Here is an 18,968-nt window from a genome sequence, read left to right as displayed (position 1 = left end):
AGCAGCGGCGCAGAGGTCGATCTTGCTCTTGACCAAAGCCGTCGAACTCTGCAAACCGCAGCCATGGTTCCGTTAGAAAAACTCGCCCAAATCACTCAGCGTTTCGAATTTCTCGAAGCAAAACTCAACGCAGGCGCATCCCCAGCCGAGATTGCGAACCTCTCGCGTGAGTATTCGGATCTTAAGCCCGTCGCAGATGAGATCGTCGCCTACCGCCGCGCCTTGGATGATCTGGCTGAAGCCGAGATCATGCTCGCCGATCCCGAAATGCGAGGCTTGGCCGAGGATGAAATGCCGGTGCTGAAAGCCCGCATCCCCGAGATGGAAGCCCGTCTGCAAATCGCCTTGCTGCCGAAAGACTCTGCCGACGCCCGCCCGGCGATCCTAGAGATTCGCCCCGGTACCGGCGGCGATGAAGCGGCCTTGTTCGCGGCCGATCTGCTCCGGATGTATCAGCGCTATTCCGAGAAAATGGGTTGGACCTTTGAAATCTTGGAACAGCAAGACTCTGAACTCGGCGGCATCAAGGATGTGCAGGTGCATATCGCAGGCGAAGGCGTGTTCGCCAAACTAAAGTTCGAATCCGGCGTCCATCGAGTCCAGCGCGTGCCCGAAACCGAGGCGCAGGGCAGGGTGCACACCTCTGCCGCCACCGTCGCCGTGCTGCCCGAAGCAGAGGAAGTCGATCTGCAAATCCCCGCCTCGGATATCCGCATCGACACCATGCGAGCTTCAGGCGCAGGCGGCCAACACGTCAACACCACCGACTCAGCCGTGCGGATCACCCATATCCCGACTGGCATGATCGTCGTCTCAGCGCAAAAGTCCCAGCACCGCAACAAAGAAATCGCCATGCAGGTTTTGCGCGCCCGCCTGTTCGATCTAGAACGCGCCCGCGTCGATGATGCCCGCGCCGCCGAGCGCAAAAGCCAAGTCGGCTCCGGTGATCGCTCTGAACGCATCCGCACCTATAACTTTCCGCAAGGCCGCATGACTGACCACCGGATCAACCTGACGCTGTATTCGCTGGCCCAGATCATGCAGGGCGATCTCGGCGAAGTCGTCAACGCTCTGGTTGCGCATGACCAAGCCAGCAAACTGGCCGAGATGGAGGCATGACGGCCGCTACGACGGCGCAAGCAGTCCTGCGCGCCGCCATCCCGCGGCTGACTGCCGCTGGCATCGAAAATGCTCCGCGCGACGCCCGCCTGCTGCTCGCCTATGCCATGGGCATCGCCGCTGATCGCCTGACCCTGCATCTGCCCGACGCAATGACCGATCAGGCGCAAGCCGCATTCGAAAAAGCCATCACCGCCCGCCTCGATCGTCAGCCGGTGGCGCAAATCACCGGCCAGCGCCTGTTCTGGGGCCGCAGCTTCAAAGTCACGCGCGACACCCTCGACCCGCGCCCCGAAACCGAAATTCTCGTCGCCGAGGCCCTGACCCGCCCTTTCTTGAAAATGCTCGACCTTGGCACTGGCACCGGCTGCATCCTGCTGTCCTGCCTCGCCGACATGCCAATGGCGAGCGGCGTCGGCAGCGATTTGTCCGCCAAAGCCCTCGACGTAGCCAAAACAAACGCGGCCACCCTCAACCTCACCCCCCGAGCGCAATTCCTGCAGTCCGATTGGCTGAATTCCATCCCCGGCCGCTTCGACCTGATCGTGTCCAACCCGCCCTATATCGCAGCCGCTGAGATGCCCGACCTTGCCCCCGAGGTGCTGCAATGGGAGCCTCACGCCGCCCTCACCCCCGGCGGCGACGGCCTTGATGCCTACCGTGCCATCGCTGCCCAAGCCCCCGCGCGGCTGTTGGCTGGTGGGCGGCTGATCCTTGAAATCGGGCCAAGCCAAGCCCATGTTGTATCCATGCTGCTTGCAGATCGGGGGCTGGAAAACATCCGAGTGCTGCAAGACATGGATGGCCGAAACCGCGTTGTTTGTGCCCAAAAGCCGCGAAACGCTGATAATTGTGGCGAAATGTAACCGTTTTGCAAGAATCTGCTTGTCAGCAAGCCCCCCCTGTGATTATTCATTTCCACGCGATATTCGGTGCAATTCGGCACTGACACGCGCAAACCCGGTCATTGCTGCCAAGCCTTAAGGGGCTGACGATCCTAAGTGGATTAGGCGCATTCTCCCGGACCATCTGGATCAAAGGACAAGATGCGCTCTTCCAAGTCCCGTTCGCGTTCAAAGACGAACCGCCCGCGCACTCTCGGCAATATCATCAACCGCGTCTTCGACAGCTCCGGCCCCGAAGGCAAAGTGCGCGGCACGCCGCAACAGATTATCGAGAAATATCAGATGCTGGCAGGCGATGCCCAGCGGTCGAATGACCGTGTGGCGGCTGAAAACTTCAGCCAGCACGCCGAGCATTACACCCGCATGTTGGCCGAAGCCACGCGCGAGATGGCTGCTGAACAAGAGACCCGCCAGCAATACCAAGGCGGCAATCAGAACAGCCAAGGCAATCAGAACGGCCAAAACAACGGCCAGACCGGCCAGAACTATCAGCCCGGTCAAAATAATCACAACAGCCAAAATAATCAGAACAGCCAAAGCGGCGGCCAAACTGGCAACCGTGATCGGCAAGACTACCGCAATGAGCGTGGCGATTACCGTCCCGAGCGGAGTGATTCCAGCGAGGCAGAACAGCCCTACACCGGCGGTTTCAGCGTGGTGGATGAAGACGAACACACTCTTGTCGATCTGCCCGAGGCAAGCCGCCCGCAGCCGCGCCAAGAAAATTACCGCCGCGATAACCAGCAGCGTGATGGGCAAGCTCGCGATAATCAGCAGCGAGACGGCCAACAGCGTGACAACGCGCAACAGCGCGATTACGTGCAGCACAATAACCAGCCGCGCGACAACGCGCAGCCACGCCAAGAACAGCAGCGTCGTACAGACGGCAACCGTCAGGAAAACCGTCCCCGCGATGACAAAAACCGCGAGCAACGCCCACCCCGCAACGATCAGCAGCGCAACGATCAGCAGCGCAGCGATCAGCAGCGCAACGACCAGCAGCGCAACGAACAACCTCGTAGCGAACAACAACGCGCCGAACAGCCGCGAGTTGAACAACAACCGCGCACCGAAACTCCTCGCACTGAGGCTCCTCGCACCGAGACGCCACGCACCGAGGCTCCTCGCACTGAGACGCCACGTTTTGTAAGCGCCCGAGACGAAGCCACAGTTGACACACCTCGTGTCGAAAATCGAAATGGCGAAAATCCAAGCGTCGAAACTCCGCGTGTCGAAACTCCGCGTGCAGAAGCACCCCGCGCAGAAGCTCCACGCTTCGAATCGCCTGCGGCCGTTGTGGCGCAGGTAGAACAAGCCGCCGCCGCACCTGCCAAAACCCGTGCGCCGCGCGCCGCGAAACCGGCAGCCGAAGCTCAGCCAAGCGCAGAGGTGGCACCCAAAACCACGCGCGCACCGCGCCAGAGGAAATTGGTTGTCCCTGACAGCTCGCCGGTTGACGCTGACCCGACCGAATAATTCTGCCCGGTAAGCTAGAGACTTATAATTACACACGTCACCAAAAAGCCCGCCATGAGCGGGCTTTTTGCTCTCAATGGCAAAGGTGTTCAGCCCGCCGCCACGATCCTTGCCAAAGCACAAAACCGCTCCAGCGAAATCTCCTCAGCCCGCGCGGTCGGCTCGATCTCCGCGGCTACCAACTGGGCCTCAATCGCGGGCCCCATTCCCTTTAAACTAGAGCGCAGCATCTTGCGCCGCTGCCCAAACGCCATCGTGGTGATGCGGTTCAAAACCACCTCATCGGCTGGAAACCGAGGCTGCTCCAACCGGGTGAAATGCACCACAGCCGAATGCACTTTCGGCGCGGGCGTAAACGCCTCGGGTGGCAAATGCATGACGATCTTTGCGTCGCAGCGCCAGCCGACCAGCAAAGCCAGCCTGCCATAATGTTCGGTGCGGGGCTTCGCGACGATCCGCTCGGCCACCTCTTTTTGAAACATCAGCGTCAGGCTCTGCCAAAACGGCGGCCAGACCTGCGGCGTAAGCCAGCGGATCAACAGCTCGGTGCCGACATTATAAGGTAAATTCGCGATCACCCGCACTGGCGCATTCAAATGCCCCAGCACGTCAATTTCCATCGCATCGGCGTTGATAATCTCCAACCGCCCCGGATAGGCCGCGCTGATTTCCTCCAGCGCAGGCACACAACGCGGGTCTTTTTCTACCGCCAAAACCCGCCGCGCACCTTCCACCAACAGCCCGCGCGTCAGCCCGCCCGGGCCGGGGCCAACCTCCAGCACGTCACAAGCCGACAAATCCCCCGCCAGCCGCGCAATCTTCGCGGTCAGGTTCAGATCGAGCAGAAAGTTCTGCCCGAGCTGCTTTTTCGCCACCAGATCATGCGCCCTGATCACCTCACGCAGAGGCGGCAACCCGTCAATCGTGCCCATAATTCATCCTCTGTGCTCAAATATCCCGGGGGCGCGGGGGGCTGGCCCCCGCTGATTCACCCCAAGCGCGCCGCTGCCATCTGATGCGCCATTCTTAGCGCCGCAATCAAACTGTCCGGCCGCGCCAAACCTTTGCCCGCAATGTCATACGCCGTGCCATGATCCGGTGATGTCCGCACGAACGGCAGCCCCAAGGTCACGTTCACTCCGCCATCGAAATCCAGCGTTTTGATCGGGATAAGCGCCTGATCGTGATACATGCAAATCGCTGCGTCATAGCCTTCGCGCGCCCGCGCGTGAAACATCGTATCGGCCGACGACGGCCCGCGCAGATCAAACCCTTCAGCCCGCAACCGATCCAGCACCGGGGTAATCAGATTGATCTCCTCCCACCCCATAGCGCCGCCTTCGCCCGCATGTGGGTTCAGCCCCGCCACCGCCAACCGAGGCTTCGCCAGTCCGAAATCCCGCCGCAACCCGGCATCCGTGATGCGAATGGTGTCTTCTAGCAGCTCCGTCGTCAAAGCTCCCGGCACGTCTTCAATCGCGATATGAATCGTCACTGGCACCACCCGCAACAGTGGTGACGCGAGCATCATTACCACCCGCTCAACCCCCGCCAGATGCGCCAGAAACTCGGTATGGCCGGGAAACGCAAACCCTGCGCCATCCTTGAGAGCCTTCTTGTGGATCGGTGCCGTGCATACCGCCGCGGCTTGCCCGGCCTGCACCAAGGCCACCGCCCGCTCGATCACCTCAATTACCCCTGCCGCATTGGCGGGCGCTGGCTGACTTGGCACCGCGCGGCCGGCAAATCGGTGCGCCAACACCGGCAGCAGATGCGCGGGCACCGCCTCGGCTTCGGCAGGCGTCGCTATTTGCTGAAACGCACCCGCGCCCAGATGTCGAGGATCACCGATCCAGAACAACGGCACCTCCGTCCCCAACGCCGCCCGCGCGCTAAGCGCCAGTTCCGGCCCGACCCCAGACGGATCGCCACAGGTCAGCGCAACCGGAAGCCTCATCCGCGCAAACTCATGGCGTGCGGATCATCGCTTCAGAGCGCAGTTCTTCCAGATAAATATCCGCCTGCGCCCCCAAAATCTGGTTGGTCAATTGCAATTTGACCTCATCCCGACTTGGCAGTTCGGTTTCCGGCGGACCCCTGCGACACAGCATCAAAAACACCCGCCAGCCGCCACGCGTCACAGCCGTCGAAGTCTCGCCCGCGTCCAGCAGCGACAAAGCCCCTGCAATATCGCTTGGCACCTGGCCCTGCGGCACGGTCTGCCGCGTCAAGCGATCCGCCGAGGTACCTTTGGCCGCGCCATAAAGATCGGCGCAGGTATCCACTTGCGAGCGCAATTTTGCGGCAGAAGTGCCATCATCCGGCACGAGATAGGTCGCATAATCCACCACGATGCCCGCAGGCTTTGTAAGCTCCTGCTTTTGCTCCTGCATCTGGTAGATCACCACACTATCGTCCAGCACCACCGGTGCAGAGACCGCTCCGGGCGCCAAACCACGCACCGCCGCTGCTGCATCGGGCTTCAGCTGCGTCAACAGCATCCAATCCAGCGCCCCACCGCGCACAGCCGAAGCCGCACTGGAGTTTTGCCGCGCCAAAGCCGCAAAGTCTTGCCCGCCGCGCAGCAATAGCCGCAGATGGTCAGCCTTTTGCAACGCCGCATCGCGGCCAGCCCCAACCGCTGGAATGACGATTTCGGACAACCGCACCTGCAAAGCCACCAACGGCCGCCCATTCGCCAAAGCCCGGTCGATCTGCGTCTCAGAAATCGACACCGTCGGCGCGTATTTGCCACGGATGATCTCGCGCCACACCAGACCTGCCTCGACGAAATCACGGAACGTCTCCGGCTGCACGCCAGCTTCACCGATGATCGCGATGAACTTGTCAGCAGTGAGATTGGCGCGCGAGGCGAACTCCTCCATCCCGGTTTTCAGCCGTTCTGGCGACATCTTGACGCCAAACTGCTTGGCCGCTGACATCCGCAAGCGATCGTCCACCAGCGTATCCATCGCGGCTTTTTCCAGATCACCGGGCTGGCGCAACAGCTGCATGAACAGCAAGCGCTGCTCGTATTCAAACTGCGTGATCGCCTGATCATTCACAATCTTGACCGGAGTGAATGGCCCCGCCGCAATCGGTGCAGCCAAGCCAACCAGCGCCGTAAGCGCCAAAACCATCCGTATGCCTGCGGGTCGCACCATGATCACCTGCCGTCGTCCGTTTCTTTTATCCAGCGCAGTATAACGCTGATACTTGCTTAGGCCCAGTGCCAGTTAAGACCATTGGGATTTACTATCTGCACTGACGTGCTGGCCCCGGCGTAGAGCTGCCGCCAAAGCCCAAAAGTTCCACCGAAAGCCCGAAAGATGTGGTCGGCTTCACACTAGTCGAGGACGTGAACCGACGCGAGAGTGAAAGATCGACCAGCATACATTCGTTGCGGAAGGTTAGCCCCAACCCCGCCTTCGCCGCGCGCTCTGCCTCAAAGTCGTAGCGGCTGGCGACGCGGCCCGCCCAATTATCCGTCAATTGATAGCTAGAGGCCAAGGTCAGCTCGGAAATCGGTTTTCGACGATTTTCCGCCGCATCTGCCTCGGTATGCACATAACCCGTCACCAGCGTGAAACGGTCAGCCGTATAGGCCGCCTGCAACTCCGCTTTGGTCATGGCAAGATCATCGTCAAACAACAGCCGGTTGGTCAAATCAAAGCCGGCTATATTCAACTGCCAGGCAGCCATCCAATCTGAACTGACACCGCTTAGCCCCGAACCTTCGCTGAACTGCCCGGTGTCTTCGGCGCGCAGCACCCGACCTACAGTCATCCCCAAGGTCCAGCCGTTCGGGTCAAGCCGAAGATAGCTCACCCCCAAATTAGCCCGCGTGCCGTTTTCTACCGCGTCCGCTCCGGGAAAACGGCTTAGATCAAACAGATTGGCCTCGTCAAACTCGACCAGAGTCGAATCCTCATTCGGAATGGTGGTGCCCGAACGCGATCCCACGACGATCTGCATCACCGGCTCGATCACCTGAGATACGCCGTTGGCCTGTGACTTCACCCAAGGCCAGCGCAACTCTGCTCCGACCGCGCTATGCAGCCTGGTTTTGCTGCCATCATAGTCTGCGTCTTGCCCGATCAAGTAAAAGTCGGCTGCTGCCTCGCCCAGCACTGCCGCCTCCATGCCATTATCCAGCAGGTAATTCTTGCGCCAGTCGGCGCGCAGCGACACCCGTTGCGTATCGCGGCCATCTGCGATGTCATCGTTGTTGCTGTCATTCAGGGCGTCGTTCGAAGTCCGCTCGTGACCATGCGCTTGCAACTCAAAGCCACCCTCACCGCCCCAGCCGCCCAAGGTAAAGCGGCGGTGATAAGTTAGATCTGCCATACGTGATGGCAAAGCCGCGTTGTCTTCGCCCTCGCGAATCGAATGAAACGCAATCAAGCGACCCGAGATATATTCGTTGCGCCGCGTGCGACTGACTTCGGCGCGACTTTCCAGCCGGTCTTCGGTGGGATAGTCATAATCCAGAATGTAAGCCGGGTCGCTGACCGCTTCGACGCGCAAATCGAGGGTAAAGCCACGCGGCAAGGCGAACTTACCCGTGCCGAGCACATAGCCTCGCGTCTCACCCGGCATAAGATCGTCGCGCGAAACCCCGCCCGCAATGTCTATTGCTCCGGTAGCGAACGCCTGACGATAGCGCAGATTGACCGTGCGATTGCCATCGGTGGTGAAAAACGGTGTCACCGTCAAATCGCGGCTTTCGCCCATTTTGATGAAATATGGCAGCATCAGCCCGGTGCCAAGGTTAGAGCTGTTGCGCAGCGATGGCAGCAAAAAGCCCGAAGCCCGCTTCAACGTCGGGTCAGGTATCCGCAGCCGCGGTATGTACATCACGGGGACACCCGCCAACCGAAATTGCGCCTGATCGAAGTAGAGCTGACGTTCGTTCTGATCATGCACGACGCGGCGCGCACGGATTTCCCACAGCGGCGTCGGACTGCCCGCACATATTTTACAGCTAGAAGCCACCACCCGCTGCATCGCGGTGTAACGTCCGTCCACGCGCTGTATCTCTGCCGCTGCCAGTTGCAATTGCTGCTGCAACACCAGCCGCGCCGAGGTCAGCACCCCTTGGGTAAAATCCGCGCTCATCTCGGCCTGATTGGCCAAAATCACCGCGCCTTTTCCGTCACTTAGCACCATCGGACCTTCGATCAGCAGCCGGTCTGCGGTCTGATCATAGGTAACGCTCTGCGCGGTCAACTTTTGACCTTGGTAGAAAACCTCGACATGGCCTTGCGCGATCAAGGTGGAGTTATCTTTGATCTGCAAGGCATCAGCAACCAATGTTGCCCGTTCTTGCGTGGATACTGCGTCCTGAGCCAAAGCGGGCAGGGCGAGCAATAGTGCTGCGATCAACGTCAGAAGGCGAAACATCAGCCATCCTCCAGATGCAGCAGCAAACCAAGCGCGAGGAATGTCGCGGCAATCGGAGGGCTCCAAGCGGCAAAGAATATAGGAATTTGGCCATTTTGCCCCAAAACCTGCGCGAAGTTGCGTAAGAAAAAGATCAAAAATCCGCCGAGCAGCGCCAACAGCACCATCTGCCCGGTTTTGCCAAACCGCGCGTGCCGCATGGTGAACCCAGCCGCAATCAGCACCATCGCCGCCAGCAACACCGGCAAAGCCAGCTCCATTTGCATCCACACCCGATAATTCCGCGCCGAGAACCCAGCCCGCTCTAACGCATTGATATACGAGGGCAGCGCCCAAAACGCCACAGCCGAGGGCGCACCAAAGCCTTGCCGTAGGCGATCTATCGTCAGATCAGTGGGCAGATGAATATCGCTGCCCGCCATCTTCGCGGTTTGCTCGGGGTTCGGGTCCACCAGAGACCAGCGTTTAGCGCCATGCAGCAGCCATTCCCCCGGCAGCAATTCAGCCGAAGCCGCCTCGATCCGCTCAAACGGCATACCTTGCGGGTCAAAGCTGATTACCGTCACCACCTGTAACGTCGTGCCACTCGGGTCGCTGCGCTCGGCCTTGATCACCGACTGCCCAGCCTCACCGCCCTGCCGCATCCAAAACCCGTCTTTTGACAGCGACAGCACCGCGCTATCTTGGCCCCGCCGCTCGGCCACACGCTCATAAGCTTTCGAGGTCGCCGCCACCAATGGATTGAAAACCGCCACCGCCACCGCGCCAATCAGCAAAGCCATCACCACCGGAGCGAGCAGAAAATGCAAGCCAGACCGCCCCGCAGCCCTGACCACCACCAACTCCGAAGACCTCGCCAATCCCAAAAACAACGCAATCGCGCTTAAAATCATGATCAAAGGCAAGATCTGGTACAAACTTTCCGGCACATTGAGCAGCGACAGATACAACGCCCCACCCAAACTCACCCCGGATTTGCGCAACTGATCAATAACGTCGATCAGCAGCAAAATCGCCATGAACACCCCGAACACCAGCCCGAACATCTGCATAAACCGTCGCGCAATATAGAATGTCAGCGTCATGCTGTCACCATTTTTGCCACCCGGCGCGGCCTCTGGCTAAACCACAGCTCGAACACCCCGATCGCAATCCCGATCAGCGGCGCTGCATAGGCAAGCATCCAGCCCCCCGCCACAGCCTCGCCCACACTGGTTGCCACCGTCGCAATCGCCTGCACCCCCAACAGCAACGCCACCGCAATGCCAACCTGGCGCCAAAACCCAAACCGACTGAACGCCCCCAGCAGCAATGAGGCAAACCCGATCAGCGCCGCCGCCACCGCTGTAAATGGCTGAGCGATCCGGCTATGGCCCTCAAACCGCAGACTATCCTCGGTTTCACGCACTTCTGTCGCCACTTCTTGCGTCGGAGCCAACAACTCATACGTCGAAAGCTCCGCCATATTGCGCTTGCGCGGCCCCGGAGCAGCCATCAGACCCGCCATATCATAGGTGAAATCAGCGAAGCGCGTCACCGACAACTGCTGCCCCTTTGCAGATAAAACCTGCACCATGCCGTCCACCATCAACAGCTTCGGACCGGTATCGGTCTTGGCGAAAAACGCCTTTCTTGCCGTATAAAGCGCCCGCGTCGCAAGTATTCGGTCGTCTGCCAAAAACAAATCCAGCAACTCCCCCGTGGCCGCAATCTCGCGAATATAAAGCGTGATGCCATCGGTCGGATGAATGAACTGGCCATCCTTCAAAAACCGTGCCGAGACGTTTTGTGAGATCACCGCCGAGCGTTCCGCCAACGCGCTGCGACTGGCTGGCACCAGCACATTCATCAAGATCAGCATCATCGCGGCCACGATCAGTCCGAAATACCAGACAGGACGCGCCAACCGAAACGCCGAGAATCCGGTCGCCTGCATCACCACCAATTCGGACTCCGACATCAGTCGGTTGGCGACATAAACCGCCCCAATGAAGGCCGAAATCGGCAGCACCAGCCGGACCACATTCGGCAGCGTCAGCAGCGAAAATTGCAGGAAAACCACCGCAGACTGGCCGTCGCCGATCAGGTCATCAAACAAGCCGACCGCCCGGTTTACCCAATATACACCCACAAGCACTAGCGAGAAGAACCCGAAAAGCGCAAGCAGTTGTGAGAGCAGATAGCGGTCAAACCTCGACACAGAATGCAAAACTCCAAATTGCTGGCGCAAACCTAGCCGAAAAACCCGGCGGGGAAAACTGCTATCTGGATTTCACAAGCCAGCTTCATTCCGGCGACGGACAGCAGATTGAGAACGGCGCAAGCTCGGTTTTTCACAACGGTCAATCTATGAGTTCGAAAAGTTTTCGCAAAAACCCCGCCTACTGCGGCCACAGCCAACCGTTTTCGATTCCCTCTGCCGATGAACCGCTTTAGCCTGCCGAAAAATGCGGCCAGCCCCAGCGGAGAACCCCCCTTGTCCCATCCCATCGCCATTCAGTTTCACGCCACCGACCTTGATGGTTTGGCCCAGCAAACTGGCCGCATCGCGCTGTTGTTTGATGCTGATAAGCCGACCAGCCCCGCCGCGCGCAAACTTAACGCGCTGACCAAGGGCGCTTTGGCGCGTGCGATGGCCTCCGAAGCCGTGGCCCGCTTGAAACCCGGCGAAAGCCTCGATCTGGCCTATCCCGCCGGTCTTGCTGCCGACGCGCTGCAGCTGGTCCGCCTGCCACGTCGCGCAACCGTGGCAGAGGCGCGCAAGGCCGGGGCCGCCGTGGCGCGCGATCTGACACCGGCGGGTGCTTTGCTGATCGCAGAAGCGCATCCTGAAGCCGCCGAAGTGTCATTCGGGCTGGCAATGCGCGCTTACGATTTCAGCCCACATAAATCCACCCAGCCGAAAGCCCCCGGGCCGGTGACGATTGCGGTCGCCAATCCCGAAGCCGTCGCCGCCGAAGCAAGCCCTATGGCTGCGGTGGCTGAAGGCGTGTTCTTCACGCGCGATCTGGTCAATGAACCCGCCAATATCCTGACCACCGATGATTTCGCTGCCCGTTTGGCCGCGATGCAGGAACTCGGGCTCGAGGTTGAAATCCTTGAAGAAGATCAACTCGCCAAGCTTGGGATGAACGCTTTGCTCGGCGTCGGGCAGGGCTCTGAAAGTCCTACCAAGCTGGTGGTGATGCAGTGGAACGGCGGTCCGAAAGACCAGCCGCCGTTCGCGCTTGTCGGCAAGGGTGTGGTGTTCGACACCGGCGGCATCTCGATCAAGCCTGCGGGCGGCATGGAAGACATGACGATGGATATGAGCGGTGCCGCCACCGTTGCAGGCGTGATGCGAACATTGGCTTTGCGCGGCGCTAAGGCCAATGTCGTCGGCCTTGTTGGTATCGTCGAAAACATGCCGGATGGCCGCGCGCAGCGTCCCGGCGACGTTGTAAAGTCGATGCGCGGCGTCACCATTGAGGTGATCAACACCGACGCCGAAGGCCGTTTGGTGCTCGCCGACGTGCTCTGGTATGCGCAAGAACGCTTCAAACCTTCCGGCATGATCAACCTCGCCACCCTGACCGGCGCGATTATCGTCGCTTTAGGGCATGAAAATACCGGCGTATTCTCCAACGATGACACGCTCTGCAACGCTTTCCTGAAGGCCGCAGGCGCTGAAGGTGAGGGCGCTTGGCGGATGCCAATGGGCCAAGGCTATGATGATAAACTGAAATCCCGCGTCGCGGATATCGTAAACTCCTGCGGGCGTGACGGCGGCTCGATCACCGCAGCACAATTCCTGCGCCGCTTTGTCAAAGATGATACTCCGTGGTGCCACCTCGATATTGCTGGCACAGCTTTGCTCAAAACCGACAGCACGCTTGCGCCGAAGGGGGCAACAGGCTGGGGCGTGATGGCGCTGAACCGTCTGATCCGCGATGCATACGAGGCGAAATGACCCCGCACCGCGCTAAATCAATGCCAATCGCAAGGCTCGCCCAGCCATGAGCCTTGCGATGTTTTACCACCTGACCCGCTCGACGCCGCAGGAAACCATGGCAACAATACTGCCGCGCGCTTTATCCGCAGGCTGGAAAGTCATGCTGCGCGGCACCGACGACGCTGCCCTGCAAACTCTGGATACAGCACTCTGGCTCAGTCCCGAAGATAGCTTTCTGCCGCACGGTTTGGCGGGCGGTCCGCATGATGCCGACCAACCCATCCTGCTCGGTCAAGGTGCGATCACCAACGCAGCCGAGGGTTTGATGCTGATCGACGGCGCCGAAACCACCCCGACCGAGGCCGAGGCGCTGCAACGTGTCTGGGTGCTGTTCGATGGCGCAAACGAAACGGCACTTACAGGTGCCCGCCGCCTGTGGACCACCCTCACCAGTGCAGGCTTGGCCGCGCAATACTGGTCCGAGGAGTCGGGTCGGTGGGAAAAGAAAACCGAGAAAGCCGCTAGGTAGCCATTTTGTCACGCCACCGTGACTTGGTTAACCGATCTGTAATCGCAGTTTGTAACCCATTGATATATTATAAATGACACCCCGCGCCACACGTGGCGCACCAAAACCTACCGAGTCAAAATCATCTTATCGCCCGATATTTGGATCGAAAACCGCCCCAAATAATCCATCCCCAACAATGATCCCTGCATCGCCGCTTCATTCACAAAAGCCGTAACGCCCTGATCCTCAAACGGCCCCAAAACCACGCTGTCTAACGAAACCCGAGCCGTCCGAACCACCCCGTTTGCTGTCTCAGCTTGGCCCAGATAATTCAAACCGGCCAGATCAATCCCGACCGCCTCCGCATCTTCAGGCGACAAAACGATACCAGTCGCACCAGTATCCGCCATGAAAACCATGTCATACCCGTCCACTTTCAGCCGCAGATAATAATGCCCATCCCGGTCGCGCGGAATCTCAACCCGCCCAGCCTCCATAATCTGATCGGGCCGAATATCCCGCCGCAGATCAGCCCACAGCCCATACCCAGCCATGAGGCCGACAAAGATCAACCCCCAAGCCGCAGCCACCCGAAATGCGTGACCCAACCGCTGCCGATATTCCACCATCACCCAACCACCCACCGCCGCCAAAAGCAGCGCCAGATAAGCCAGCCGTCCGAAATCTTCGCCATTCATCCGATCAACCCGGTGCCCTTAACGCCATCAATCACAAACTGCACCGACAACGCCGCGAGCAACATCCCCAGCAGCCGAGTGATCACAATCGTCCCCGTCCGCCCCAACAACCGCTCAAACCACGGCGAGGCGAGCAGGAACAAATACGTCGCCACAATCATCCCCGCCAGCAATCCCAATACCGCGACAGTCCCAAGCCAACCATCGCCAGATTTACCCACCAGCAAGATCATCGTCGCAATCGCACCCGGTCCGGCAATCAAAGGGGTAGCGAGCGGGAAAACCGACGGGTCGTGATCCGGATCAGGCTGCTGACCCTCCCGCCGCTGAGTGCGGCGTTCAAACAGCATATCCAGCGCAGTAAGGAACAGCAGGATGCCGCCAGCAATGCGAAACGCGGACATCGAGATGCCGATAAAGCCCAGCAGCGCCTCACCCAACAGCCCGAACAGCGTCAGCAAGATAAACGCGATGATACAAGCCCGCCGCGCCATCCGGCGGCGATGATCGGCAGTCATGCCTTGAGTGAGGGCGATGAACAAAGGCACCAAACCGGGCGGGTCGATCACCACGAACAGGGTCGCGAAAGCGGTGATCAGAAACGCCGTTGTCATGGTTTGGTGGCTGTCTCCAGTTTCTCTTGCGCCGCAACCCACATAGCCTCGGCACGATCAAGCGCGTCCATCACTTCGGCGTATTTCTTGTTCCAAGTGTCAAGCTCGCCAGCACGAGCGGACTCGTACAATTCGGGGTCGGCGAGTTTCTTCGCCAAACGGTCGCGCATTTGGTTTAGCTTGTCGAGGCGTTCTTCGGATTTCTTGACTTCCGAACGCAGAGCTTTCACCTCATCTTGGCTGACCTTCTTCGGCTTTTCGACAGCCTTGACAGGCTTGGCTTCTTCATCACCTGCCAGAAGCTGACGGCGATATGCCTCCAGATCTTCAGTGTAAGGTGTCACAGCGCCACCCTTCACTAGCCAAAGCCTATCCGCGACCAACCCCAAAAGGTGCATGTCGTGGCTGACCAGAACCACCGCGCCGGAGTATTCCGTCAAAGCCTCCACCAAAGCCTCGCGGCTTTCCATGTCGAGGTGGTTGGTCGGCTCGTCGAGGATCAGCAGGTGCGGGGCGTCGATGGTGGCGAGCAGTAGCGACAGCCGGGCTTTTTGGCCACCCGACAGGCGACCGACGGCGGTTTCGGCTTGGTCGGCCATCAGGCCAAAGCCAGCCAGACGGGCGCGCAGGCGGGGTTGGCCCTCAGCCGGACGCAGGCGCATGACGTGTTGCAGCGGGGTTTCGTCGATCACCAACTCATCGACTTGGTGCTGCGCGAAATAGCCGATGCGGAGTTTGGAAGATTGCACCATTTTGCCTTCGCAGGCGACCAGTTTGCCCGCCAGAAGTTTCGAGAGCGTAGATTTGCCCTCGCCGTTACGGCCCAGCAAAGCGATGCGGTCGTCTTGGTCGATGCGCAGCGACAGCTTTTTCAGAATCGGTGGGCCGCCATAACCGACAGCCACGCCCTCCATATTGATGATCGGGGGTGAGAGTTCTTCCGGCACGGGGAAGGTGAACACCACCTTTTTCGCATCCTCGGGGGCGGTGATCGTCTCCATCTTTTCAAGCATTTTCACGCGGGACTGGGCTTGTGCAGCTTTCGAGGCTTTGGCTTTGAACCGATCTACGAATGCCTGCAAGTGAGCGCGCTTGGCGTCTTGTTTGCGGGCTTCCGCCTGCAAAACCGAGCGGCGTTCAGCTACTTGGCGGGCGAATTGATCGTAGGGGCCGGACCAATAGGTCAGCTTTTTGTTGTCGAGATGCAGGATACCAGTGACCGAGCGGTTCAAAAGCCCGCGGTCGTGGCTGATGATCAGCACTGTGTGCGGGTATTTTTGCAGGTAGCTTTCCAGCCACAAAGCGCCTTCAAGGTCGAGGTAGTTTGTCGGCTCGTCGAGCAGGAGATAGTCGGGTTGCGCGAAAAGCACGCCCGCGAGAGCCACGCGCATCCGCCAGCCGCCGGAGAAATCCGAGCAGGGGCGTTGTTGGGCTTCGGCGTCAAAACCCAGGCCTTTGAGGATGTTTGCGGCGCGACCCTCGGCGGACCATGCATCAATGTCGTTCAGGCGGTGCTGAATCTCGGCGATGCGGTGCGGGTCGTGGGCGGTTTCTGATTCCAACAGCAGGGCCGCACGCTCGGTATCGGCGGCCAGAACCGTGTCGATCAGGCTGGTCGAGGAGGACGGCACCTCTTGCGCGACACCGCCGATGCGGGCGCGGTTGGGCAAGGAAATGTCGCCGCTTTCCAGCGCCAGTTCCTTTTTAATCAGCCGGAACAGCGTCGTTTTGCCTGCACCGTTTCGGCCAACAAGGCCAACCTTATGGCCAGTGGGGATGGTTGCTGAAGCGCCCTCAAACAGCGGGCGGCCTTCGACGGAATAGGTGATGTCTTCGATTTTAAGCATGGGCGCGGCTTGCCTTAAGCGGCGGGCGGCGTCAACCGGGGAAGGCAAAAGCCCAAGCATTATCCGTGCTTTTCGTGGGCTTGCAGCCGTGGTTGACGGCTTTTCAAGCAGACTGACCCGTGATAGCAGGCGCGGGAGAGTATTCCGGGCGATCTCGCCCTTTGAAATGGAGAGCCAAATGGCCGTCGAACGCACCCTGTCGATCATCAAACCTGATGCAACCAAGCGCAACCTGACCGGCAAAATCATCGCCAAGTTCGAAGATGCTGGCCTGCGCGTCGTCGCATCCAAGCGCATCCATTTGTCGCCTGCACAGGCTGGCGCGTTCTACGCCGAGCATTCGGCACGCGGTTTCTACGGTGAGCTGTGCGAATTCATGGCCTCGGAGCCAGTTGTCGTGCAAGTGCTGGAAGGCGAGTCCGCGATTGCGAAAAACCGCGAAGTGATGGGCGCTACCAACCCGGCAAATGCTGATGCTGGCACGATCCGCAAGGAGTTTGCTTTGTCAATGGGCGAGAATTCGGTGCATGGCTCGGACAGCGAGGCTTCGGCTGCGCGCGAGATTTCGTTCTTCTTCTCGGGGCTTGAACTGGTCGGCTGAGACGCGGTGAGAGCGGGTTAACGCTTCTCAATTACGCCAAAGAATTGCAGGGCCGCTTCCAAATCGGAGCGGCCTTGCGCTTTTGAGCCTATCCGCTCGGCTTTGATCGCATCGAACTTGACGCGCAGGGCTTTCTTTTCCTCGCCTTGGCAATCGTTCCACGGGCGACCCTGCAATCCCATATGAAGCACGTAATAGCCGATGAAATGGGCTTGGGTGCCGGCATCAAGCAGGCGGCGGTAAGCTTCGTCCGCGCCGAGTTTGCGGACTTCTTCTGCTGTATGGATACCGGCTTTGGCAAAGGCCGCTTCCGAAGCGGGGCCAAGATTGGGAATAGTGGAGATCGGTTCGGGCATGGTGTCTCGCAAATGATTAAGGCCAACCTAATGGTTGGCCTTAAGTCTTGCAAAATCTTTCAGACCATCTCTTGGCTAAAACGCCTCAGATTGAGGCCCAGTCGCGGAATATAACGCCGCTTTGTTGCTGAGTTGATCCGCCCGATGCGCCCTGCTGTTGCGGGGTCGGGGCTGGCGCGCCGCCTTGTTGGGCGGGCTTGGTGGTGGACATTGGACTGCTCCGGTCGTTGTTGGCTTTCTGCCATTTTGATAGACTGCTCCGGCCTTGCGGCCATGGTTGGACCGGATCAAGGAAGGATTGCGGCCGATTATACCCGAGCTAGGTCGGCTGCAATAGGATTTGCCCTAGATTAAAGGCAATTGGTTTCACGTTGTTGCGATAATGTGCGCCGGAAAGCCGATCTTATTGAGGGCTGTGAGGATAGACGCAGCGGGCGTGGTTCCCGCAACGCTGACTTGACGCAAGGTCAAATCGACGTTGATCGCAGAGGCACCGGGCAGGGCGCTGAGGGCTTCGGTCACCGAGGCTTTGCAGTGGCCGCAAGACATATCTGGCACGGAAAGTAGGGTCATGGTCGGCTCCTTTTCTGCGTTCAAGATGGGGGTTCCAGTGGGGGGAAGGTCAAGGGGCGTGAAATGAATTATCTGGGACTTGACCTTCCAGTCGCTGGAACCCCCATATCAATGGGTGAAGGAGACCCGTGATGGAAAAGCTGATCTTGAGCGTTGAGGGCATGACGTGTGCCGCCTGCACTGGGCGGGTGGAGCGGGTGTTGAAGGCGCAAGCGGGGGTGGTCGATGCGGTGGCCAATCTGGTGACGCGGCGGGCTGAGGTGACGGTATCGCAGCTGGTCGATGTGGCGGCGTTGGCGCTTGCGGTCAGTAAGGCGGGTTACGCGGCGGCTCCGTTGGCATTGGCGGTGAAGCGCGACGATGAGGCGGATCAGCGCGGGTTGTGGCGGCAGTTTTGGCTGGCCGGACTGCTGACGTTGCCGGTGTTTGTGGTGGAAATGGGCGGGCATCTGATCCCCGGTTTCCATATGGCTTTGCACCGGGTGATAGCGCCGCAAAGCCTGTGGTTGGCTGAGTTTGTGCTGGTTACGCTGGTGCTGTTGGGGCCGGGGTTTGGATTCTTTCGCAAAGGTATTCCTGCGCTGCTGCGGGGTGGGCCGGATATGAACAGCCTTGTGGCGGTTGGTAGTGGGGCGGCTTGGGCCTATTCCAGCGTGGTGACATTTGCGCCCGGGATTATTCCCGAAGCCTCGCGCGCGGTCTATTTTGAAGCGGCTGCGGTGATTATTACGTTGATTTTGTTGGGCCGTAGTCTTGAGGCGCGGGCGCGAGGGCAGGCGGGGGCTGCGATTGCGCGGCTGGTGAAGCTGGCTCCGAAAACTGCGCGCAGGTTGGTGGACGGTGCGGTGCAGGTGGTTGAGGTCAGCGCGCTTTTGCCCGGCGATCACGTGCAAATTCGGCCCGGGGAACGGATTCCGGCGGATGGGCTGGTCGT

At 59.7% G+C, this 18,968-nt stretch carries 18 protein-coding genes; 7 read left to right on the top strand and 11 right to left on the bottom strand.

Annotated features, from left to right (window positions below):
• The first annotated feature begins 63 nt into the window (after nucleotides 1-63).
• From prfA to JWS10_RS19675, 3 genes are all read left to right on the top strand, one after another.
• Nucleotides 64-1,119 (top strand): peptide chain release factor 1, encoded by a 1,056-nt coding sequence (prfA, locus tag JWS10_RS19685; RefSeq protein ID WP_299509490.1) that lies wholly within the window; start codon nucleotides 64-66, stop codon nucleotides 1,117-1,119.
• The gene (gene prmC / locus JWS10_RS19680; protein ID WP_299509489.1) at nucleotides 1,116-1,985 is read left to right on the top strand and encodes a peptide chain release factor N(5)-glutamine methyltransferase; all 870 of its coding nucleotides are present in this window, start codon (nucleotides 1,116-1,118) and stop codon (nucleotides 1,983-1,985) included. The genes prfA and prmC overlap by 4 nt, the downstream gene beginning before the upstream one ends.
• 180 nt (nucleotides 1,986-2,165) lie before the next feature.
• Complete coding sequence (locus tag JWS10_RS19675; RefSeq protein ID WP_299509488.1) at nucleotides 2,166-3,500, top strand: DUF4167 domain-containing protein; 1,335 nt, start codon at nucleotides 2,166-2,168, stop codon at nucleotides 3,498-3,500.
• An 89-nt stretch (nucleotides 3,501-3,589) separates the two neighbouring features.
• Here JWS10_RS19675 and rsmA read toward each other — a convergent pair whose 3' ends face one another.
• The 6 genes from rsmA to lptF form a co-directional block, all read right to left on the bottom strand.
• Nucleotides 3,590-4,432, bottom strand: a complete 843-nt coding sequence (gene rsmA / locus JWS10_RS19670) for a 16S rRNA (adenine(1518)-N(6)/adenine(1519)-N(6))-dimethyltransferase RsmA (RefSeq protein WP_299509487.1) — start codon at nucleotides 4,430-4,432, stop codon at nucleotides 3,590-3,592.
• Nucleotides 4,433-4,488: 56 nt separating this feature from the next.
• Nucleotides 4,489-5,457, bottom strand: a complete 969-nt coding sequence (gene pdxA, locus JWS10_RS19665; RefSeq protein WP_299509486.1) for a 4-hydroxythreonine-4-phosphate dehydrogenase PdxA — start codon at nucleotides 5,455-5,457, stop codon at nucleotides 4,489-4,491.
• A 10-nt stretch (nucleotides 5,458-5,467) separates the two neighbouring features.
• Nucleotides 5,468-6,664, bottom strand: coding sequence for a peptidylprolyl isomerase (locus JWS10_RS19660; protein ID WP_299481863.1), 1,197 nt, complete (start codon nucleotides 6,662-6,664; stop codon nucleotides 5,468-5,470).
• A gap of 91 nt (nucleotides 6,665-6,755) precedes the next feature.
• Nucleotides 6,756-8,903, bottom strand: a complete 2,148-nt coding sequence (gene lptD, locus JWS10_RS19655; RefSeq protein ID WP_299509485.1) for an LPS assembly protein LptD — start codon at nucleotides 8,901-8,903, stop codon at nucleotides 6,756-6,758.
• A complete protein-coding gene (gene lptG / locus JWS10_RS19650; RefSeq protein WP_299481857.1) occupies nucleotides 8,903-9,988 on the bottom strand; it encodes an LPS export ABC transporter permease LptG in 1,086 nt (361 codons plus the stop codon). Before lptG ends, lptD begins: the two co-directional genes overlap by 1 nt.
• Entirely contained in the window at nucleotides 9,985-11,103 is a 1,119-nt protein-coding gene (gene lptF, locus JWS10_RS19645) for an LPS export ABC transporter permease LptF (RefSeq protein ID WP_299509484.1), read from the bottom strand. The genes lptG and lptF overlap by 4 nt, the downstream gene beginning before the upstream one ends.
• 276 nt (nucleotides 11,104-11,379) lie before the next feature.
• On the opposite strand from lptF, the gene JWS10_RS19640 reads away from it, so the two are divergent.
• Together JWS10_RS19640 and JWS10_RS19635 are read left to right on the top strand one after the other, a co-directional pair.
• A complete protein-coding gene (locus tag JWS10_RS19640) occupies nucleotides 11,380-12,852 on the top strand; it encodes a leucyl aminopeptidase (RefSeq protein ID WP_299509483.1) in 1,473 nt (490 codons plus the stop codon).
• 46 nt (nucleotides 12,853-12,898) lie between these two features.
• Complete coding sequence (locus JWS10_RS19635) at nucleotides 12,899-13,363, top strand: DNA polymerase III subunit chi (protein WP_299509482.1); 465 nt, start codon at nucleotides 12,899-12,901, stop codon at nucleotides 13,361-13,363.
• Between the two features lie 107 nt (nucleotides 13,364-13,470).
• Here the strand turns inward: JWS10_RS19635 and JWS10_RS19630 are convergent, their stop codons facing one another.
• Genes JWS10_RS19630 through JWS10_RS19620 form a run of 3 tightly spaced genes read right to left on the bottom strand, consistent with a single transcriptional unit; the run spans nucleotide 13,471 to nucleotide 16,504 of the window.
• Nucleotides 13,471-14,043: a TIGR02281 family clan AA aspartic protease gene (locus JWS10_RS19630; protein WP_299509481.1), complete on the bottom strand. Its 573-nt coding sequence runs from the start codon at nucleotides 14,041-14,043 to the stop codon at nucleotides 13,471-13,473.
• Nucleotides 14,040-14,657 (bottom strand): MarC family protein, encoded by a 618-nt coding sequence (locus JWS10_RS19625; RefSeq protein WP_299509480.1) that lies wholly within the window; start codon nucleotides 14,655-14,657, stop codon nucleotides 14,040-14,042. Before JWS10_RS19625 ends, JWS10_RS19630 begins: the two co-directional genes overlap by 4 nt.
• Complete coding sequence (locus tag JWS10_RS19620) at nucleotides 14,654-16,504, bottom strand: ABC-F family ATP-binding cassette domain-containing protein (RefSeq protein ID WP_299509479.1); 1,851 nt, start codon at nucleotides 16,502-16,504, stop codon at nucleotides 14,654-14,656. The genes JWS10_RS19625 and JWS10_RS19620 overlap by 4 nt, the downstream gene beginning before the upstream one ends.
• Nucleotides 16,505-16,682: 178 nt before the next feature.
• Between JWS10_RS19620 and ndk the strand changes: the two genes are divergently transcribed.
• A complete protein-coding gene (gene ndk / locus JWS10_RS19615; RefSeq protein ID WP_299478350.1) occupies nucleotides 16,683-17,105 on the top strand; it encodes a nucleoside-diphosphate kinase in 423 nt (140 codons plus the stop codon).
• 17 nt (nucleotides 17,106-17,122) lie between these two features.
• Here the strand turns inward: ndk and JWS10_RS19610 are convergent, their stop codons facing one another.
• Together JWS10_RS19610 and JWS10_RS19605 are read right to left on the bottom strand one after the other, a co-directional pair.
• Entirely contained in the window at nucleotides 17,123-17,461 is a 339-nt protein-coding gene (locus tag JWS10_RS19610; RefSeq protein WP_299509478.1) for a TfoX/Sxy family protein, read from the bottom strand.
• 366 nt (nucleotides 17,462-17,827) lie between these two features.
• Nucleotides 17,828-18,034: a heavy-metal-associated domain-containing protein gene (locus JWS10_RS19605; protein WP_299509477.1), complete on the bottom strand. Its 207-nt coding sequence runs from the start codon at nucleotides 18,032-18,034 to the stop codon at nucleotides 17,828-17,830.
• Nucleotides 18,035-18,165: 131 nt separating this feature from the next.
• On the opposite strand from JWS10_RS19605, the gene JWS10_RS19600 reads away from it, so the two are divergent.
• Nucleotides 18,166-18,968: heavy metal translocating P-type ATPase (locus tag JWS10_RS19600; protein WP_299509476.1), on the top strand; the 803-nt coding region annotated here is incomplete at its 3' end.

Origin of the sequence: Cypionkella sp. (assembly GCF_028290025.1) — a bacterium.
GTDB lineage: Bacteria > Pseudomonadota > Alphaproteobacteria > Rhodobacterales > Rhodobacteraceae > Cypionkella.
The sequence above is the reverse complement of the archived record's forward strand: the minus strand, read 5'-3'. Positions and strand labels throughout refer to the sequence as shown.